Consider the following 3,243-nt stretch of genomic DNA (forward strand, 5'->3'; position numbering starts at 1 on the left):
ATCTCGCCCGGGCGGAGTTCGCAACGCTGCGGTTGCGCCTGCTCAAGATCGCCGTGCGGGTGCAGGAAACCACCAGCCGCATCCGACTGGCCTTTGCCTCGTGCTGTCCGGAAGCGGATCTCGTCCGGCGTCTTGCGAGCGCTCTGGCACCCCAGCCCCGGGCGGCCTCGCCCTGAGCGCCGGGGCTGCCATCGCCCCGGTCATCCCATCCCGTCCCTGCCAACGCGTTCCCCACGTTCCAGACCTTGCCGCGGTGAAAGAAACGCAGCGGATCGGCACGCCCGCGCTACCAAATAGGCCCCGAAACAAACTCTGGTGAATAGGAACGGCTAGACTCTCATCCATGACACAGATGGCCGACGAGATCCGCTCCCTCATTGCGGATCTATACGATGATCCTGAGGCCTTCCTGACGACGCCGCATCAGTGGCTCGGCGGGCGTTCGCCGAACGAACTCATGGCTACAGAGACAGGCCAGTTCGTGCTCCTGAAGTTTCTCCGCGGGGGAGACCACGTGCCGCCCATTGAACCTGATCGAGACTTCAAGCCCTATACGACGGCAAACGCCGACGACTGCATTGACAAGGCGATCACCCGGCTAGAGGGCCAAATCGAGCAGCTCAGGTCTCTCAAAGGATCTGGGGCAGAGATCGCCACGGTCATCGGAAGGGCACGGGAGGTTTATGGTGAAGAGGGTCTGCCGTGGCTCCTTGAGTACAATCAGGTCCTGCAGACGACACCTTTGGATCTCGTGCTCCAAGGTAAGGCCGAGCGTGTCCTCACGCAGCTTGGACGGATTGAGCACGGAGTGTACGCATGAGCGCGGAGGATTGACGAGCCAGCACTAGCAGCGGAGTTCCTCTTTAGATCCGCGTGCAGAAGGCTTTTGCCCCTTGGAAACCCGCACGATGTGCTCACCACCGAGATGGTGGTATAAGGGCGGCGTGCCGCGACGCTGGAGTCCGTCTGTGGAGATACCTGAGCATCGTTGATGACTGCCGACGAGTTTTCGATTGGATCGAGAGGCAGTCCGAGCCGCATGAACTCATAGACGGCGTGCCTGTTAGCATCATGGCGGGGGCCAGACAGAGCCACAACGTGGCGACTACCAACATCGTGGTAGCACTAGTCCTGTCGGCAAAGACGAAGGGTTGCCGCGCAACATCGAGCGATACGGCGGTCAGAACCGGGCAATATGGGGTCCGATACCCGGATGTCGTCGTCGATTGCGGCCCGCCTGACCCGTCGGCGAAGGAAGCTGCACGGCCCACGGTTGTCGTGGAGGTGTCCTCACCCGGCACCTTGGCCATAGACCTGACGGATAGGATCGATGAGTATCAGGCCCATGAAGACATCCAGGTCATCATGCTTGTGGAGCCGGATGTCATCTCGGTGAAAGTCTACCGGCGCGACGTGCATGGCCTCTGGACCACCGAGAAGTACGATGACGTTGAGCAGTCCGTTGATCTTCCCGAAGTAAACTCGTCCATACGACTGCGGGACGTCTACGACACTCTGGAGCCGAAGTCGCGGCCGCCCCGTTGAAGGCTCCAGCCTTGGGACATCTTGGTTAGTCTGGAGGAAGGCGAAGCCCGGCTTGACGAGATCACAATCGAGGACGATGCGATATGCTGAGTTCCCGTACGACAACGAGGACTTCGTGCCGCCATCCTCCGGGGTCTACAGCAGACTTCTTGTCAAAAGTGTTGTTATCAGATTCGCTGTTGTAGGTGGGCGGATTCTATTCTGAAGTGCGAATTCTATTCATGGATCGATCGGCCTGTAAACGACCACGGCTTTTCGTTGGATGTGGTGGTCAGCTAACCATCCCTGAGCCCATGGTCAGTGATCGCACCGGGCAGGCGAGGGCGATCGTCACACCATCGATAGAATGGCGTGCCCCGGCCAAGAGACGTCTCAGCCGGGGCACCTGCGATGCCGGTTGCAACACCGCATTGACACGGGCTGATACGCCACGCGCCCGATGATTCACATCATCCCTGGTCAAGGTAAACAATCGGTATTTGTCCAACGCCTTCATTGAAGGTCGCAACGCGCCATCATCAATCCTGGCACTGATGTCTTCCATGGAGCGTGGGAGAAGACCCCAGAAGTTACAATCCCAAGGAAGAGGGATGGGAAGAGGATCAGACTGCCGAAGGTCAAGACGAGGCAAATCCCAAAAAGGACAACTCATGCTTCGCTCAACGCCGAAGCAGAGCGCTTCGACTCCGGGCAAGGCTGACATCGTCGCCTTCTACGAAGGGCTGGCCCTCACGTTAGCGCCGCCAGCCCACACTCCCATCAATCCTTCCTCCGAAAGATACACGTCATGTCGACACGTTTCCTCACTCAGGACGAGGCCATGCGCTTACTCGTCACCCAGATCCGTAAGCATCTCATCGGCCATGAGGCCGCGGTCATGGCCTTCGCGGCAGAGATCTGCCGGCACATCGCCGCCGGCTCAGCGCAGCGAAGACCTGGCATCGTCCTTGTGGCCGGCCCCAGTATCGACGGCGAGCATCTTGGGCTGCCTACGGGCCTTGCTGCCTGCTTTAAGAGTAGCGGCGGACGCTACGAACTGGGCGCCAGCCAGGGAGAAGATCTGGCCCATATGTTTGCATCCCTCGCCGATGGAGCCGGGGTCCACTCTCTGCTGCGATCGGCGAGGGATAATCCCAACGCCGTGTTCGTACTGCAGGATATCGACAAGGCTCGCCCCAGCCTCGTCAAGGCCCTCGTGAACGCCTGGAGCCAGGGCTTCCTTGAGGATGAGGGTGGCGAGGAGATCTCCCTGGGCGATGCGATTTTCGTCCTGACCACCGACGTGGCGCAGGAGCAGATCGGCCGGATCGCTCGCGAAGAAGCGGATCCGGACCGGCTGCATGTGCGGTGTCTCAAGGCACTCCTTGATGCCGGTGTCCCCGCCTCGCTCCTCAAAAGCATCGATACCGTGGTTGCCCTAAGGACCATGACGCCTGGTGAGGCGGTGCTGGAACACCATCGCAGCTTTGCGGAACAGATTGCCTCCCACGGCCTGGTTCTGGTGGAGGGCGGGATCGACGGCCGGGTTCTGGCCCATTCCATTGACTCATCGATCGAGCCCGATATTCAGGAGATACTGTCGGCGAATTCCCTGTTGGCTATTCAGCAAGAGGAGGATGGCATGAGTCTTCATCCCGAGCCGATTGGTGAGATCCCGGCCGAGACCGTGCGAGTTGCCCGGGCAGCTTTCCCTAAGGG

4 protein-coding genes are annotated in these 3,243 nt (G+C 60.0%); all 4 read left to right on the top strand.

The annotated features are described in order from the left end of the window. Positions 1–176 (top strand): transposase (locus FS320_RS40550; RefSeq protein ID WP_192926244.1); only part of this gene is annotated, 176 nt, incomplete at its 5' end. A gap of 167 nt (positions 177–343) precedes the next feature. Beyond that, the gene (locus FS320_RS40555) at positions 344–820 is read left to right on the top strand and encodes an antitoxin Xre/MbcA/ParS toxin-binding domain-containing protein (RefSeq protein WP_152718162.1); all 477 of its coding nucleotides are present in this window, start codon (positions 344–346) and stop codon (positions 818–820) included. Between the two features lie 53 nt (positions 821–873). Beyond that, the gene (locus FS320_RS40560; RefSeq protein ID WP_152718164.1) at positions 874–1,545 is read left to right on the top strand and encodes a Uma2 family endonuclease; all 672 of its coding nucleotides are present in this window, start codon (positions 874–876) and stop codon (positions 1,543–1,545) included. 787 nt (positions 1,546–2,332) lie between these two features. Further along, on the top strand, positions 2,333–3,243 hold a 911-nt coding region (locus tag FS320_RS40565; protein WP_152718166.1), incomplete at its 3' end, for a P-loop NTPase family protein.

This window comes from Microvirga tunisiensis (assembly GCF_009296175.1).
GTDB lineage: Bacteria > Pseudomonadota > Alphaproteobacteria > Rhizobiales > Beijerinckiaceae > Microvirga > Microvirga tunisiensis.

Excerpts from the sequence above, each read along its gene's own strand:
- FS320_RS40555 (WP_152718162.1), top strand. The coding sequence starts at position 344 with ATGACACAGATGGCCGACGAGATCCGCTCCCTCATTGCGGATCTATAC.